General features: G+C 51.5%; 2 rRNA genes. Both read right to left on the bottom strand.

The features are described 5' to 3' along the window. Positions 1–110, bottom strand: a 5S ribosomal RNA gene (gene rrf / locus ACR0LX_RS22890); the annotation flags it as partial. Between the two features lie 49 nt (positions 111–159). Then, positions 160–2,944 (bottom strand): 23S ribosomal RNA (locus tag ACR0LX_RS22885); the annotation flags it as partial.

Genomic DNA, 2,944 nt, shown 5'->3' with positions numbered 1-2,944 from the left:
CGACGTCCTACTCTCACAGGGACAAGGTCCCAACTACCATCGGCGCTAGAGAGCTTAACTTCCGTGTTCGGTATGGGAACGGGTGTGACCTCTCTGCCATCATCACCAAACTATGAAGGCATATTCCTTCAAAACTAGATAACATTTGCTACATATTATATGGTTAAGTCCTCGATCTATTAGTATTCGTCAGCTCCACATGTCACCATGCTTCCACCTCGAACCTATCAACCTGATCATCTTTCAGGGATCTTACTAGCTTACGCTATGGGAAATCTCATCTTGAGGGGGGCTTCATGCTTAGATGCTTTCAGCACTTATCCCTTCCGCACATAGCTACCCAGCTATGCCCTTGGCAGAACAACTGGTACACCAGCGGTGCGTCCATCCCGGTCCTCTCGTACTAAGGACAGCTCCTCTCAAATTTCCTACGCCCACGACGGATAGGGACCGAACTGTCTCACGACGTTCTGAACCCAGCTCGCGTACCGCTTTAATGGGCGAACAGCCCAACCCTTGGGACCGACTACAGCCCCAGGATGCGATGAGCCGACATCGAGGTGCCAAACCTCCCCGTCGATGTGGACTCTTGGGGGAGATAAGCCTGTTATCCCCGGGGTAGCTTTTATCCGTTGAGCGATGGCCCTTCCATGCGGAACCACCGGATCACTAAGCCCGACTTTCGTCCCTGCTCGACTTGTAGGTCTCGCAGTCAAGCTCCCTTATGCCTTTGCACTCTACGAATGATTTCCAACCATTCTGAGGGAACCTTTGGGCGCCTCCGTTACACTTTAGGAGGCGACCGCCCCAGTCAAACTGCCCACCTGACACTGTCTCCCGGGTCGATAAGACCCGTAGGTTAGAATTTCAATACAGTCAGGGCGGTATCCCACCAGCGCCTCCACCGAAGCTAGCGCTCCGGTTTTAATGGCTCCCGCCTATCCTGTACAAACTGTACCAAAATTCAATATCAGGCTACAGTAAAGCTCCACGGGGTCTTTCCGTCCTGTCGCGGGTAACCTGCATCTTCACAGGTACTATAATTTCACCGAGTCTCTGGTTGAGACAGTGCCCAAATCGTTACACCTTTCGTGCGGGTCGGAACTTACCCGACAAGGAATTTCGCTACCTTAGGACCGTTATAGTTACGGCCGCCGTTTACTGGGGCTTCAGTTCAGAGCTTCGCTTACGCTAACCCCTCTCCTTAACCTTCCAGCACCGGGCAGGTGTCAGCCCCTATACTTCGCCTTACGGCTTCGCAGAGACCTGTGTTTTTGCTAAACAGTCGCTTGGGCCTATTCACTGCGGCTTTCCGTTAAGAAAGCACCCCTTCTCCCGAAGTTACGGGGTCATTTTGCCGAGTTCCTTAACCAGAGTTCTCTCGCACACCTTAGGATTCTCTCCTCGCCTACCTGTGTCGGTTTGCGGTACAGGCACCTTTTATCTCGCTAGAAGCTTTTCTTGGCAGCGGGGAATCAAAGACTTCGCTCCATAAGGAGCTTCCCCATCACAGCTCAGCCTTCACGATAAGCGGATTTGCCTACTTATCAGCCTAACTGCTTGGACGTGCACAACCAATCGCACGCTTCTTCTATCCTTCTGCGTCCCTCCATTGCTCAAACGATAAAGAGGTGGTACAGGAATATCAACCTGTTGTCCATCGCCTACGCCTGTCGGCCTCGGCTTAGGTCCTGACTAACCCTGAGCGGACGAGCCTTCCTCAGGAAACCTTAGGCATTCGGTGGACGGGATTCTCACCCGTCTTTCGCTACTCATACCGGCATTCTCACTTCTAAGCGCTCCACCAGTCCTTCCGGTCTGACTTCACTGCACTTAGAACGCTCCCCTACCACTGATACCATTGGTATCAATTCGCAGCTTCGGTGGTGTATTTAGCCCCGGTACATTTTCGGCGCAGAGTCACTCGACTAGTGAGCTATTACGCACTCTTTAAATGGTGGCTGCTTCTAAGCCAACATCCTAGTTGTCTAAGCAACTCCACATCCTTTTCCACTTAATACACACTTTGGGACCTTAGCTGGCGATCTGGGCTGTTTCCCTCTTGACTACGGATCTTATCACTCGCAGTCTGACTCCTAAGGATAAGTCATTGGCATTCGGAGTTTGACTGAATTCGGTAATCCGATGAGGACCCCTAGTTCAATCAGTGCTCTACCTCCAAGACTCTTACACTTAAGGCTAGCCCTAAAGCTATTTCGGGGAGAACCAGCTATCTCCAGGTTCGATTGGAATTTCTCCGCTACCCACACCTCATCCCCGCACTTTTCAACGTGCGTGGGTTCGGGCCTCCATTCAGTGTTACCTGAACTTCACCCTGGACATGGGTAGATCACCTGGTTTCGGGTCTACGACCACGTACTAAACGCCCTATTCAGACTCGCTTTCGCTGCGGCTCCGTCTCTTCAACTTAACCTTGCACGGGATCGTAACTCGCCGGTTCATTCTACAAAAGGCACGCCATCACCCATTAACGGGCTCTGACTATTTGTAGGCACACGGTTTCAGGATCTCTTTCACTCCCCTTCCGGGGTGCTTTTCACCTTTCCCTCACGGTACTGGTTCACTATCGATCACTAGGGAGTATTTAGCCTTGGGAGATGGTCCTCCCAGATTCCGACGGAATTTCACGTGTTCCGCCGTACTCAGGATACATTCAAGAGAGAACGAAGTTTCGACTACGGGGTTGTTACCCTCTACGACGGACCTTTCCAGGTCGCTTCGTCTACCTCGTTCCTTTGTAACTCCGTATAGAATGTCCTACAACCCCAAGAGGCAAGCCTCTTGGTTTGGGCTATGTTCCGTTTCGCTCGCCGCTACTCAGGAAATCGCATTTGCTTTCTCTTCCTCCAGGTACTTAGATGTTTCAGTTCCCTGGGTCTGTCTTCCTTACCCTATGTATTCAGGTAAGGATACCATACCATTA

It is taken from the genome of Ruegeria sp. CH11 (assembly GCF_056537105.1).
Note: the sequence above shows the minus strand (reverse complement) of the source record. Positions and strands in the feature narration are given on the sequence as shown.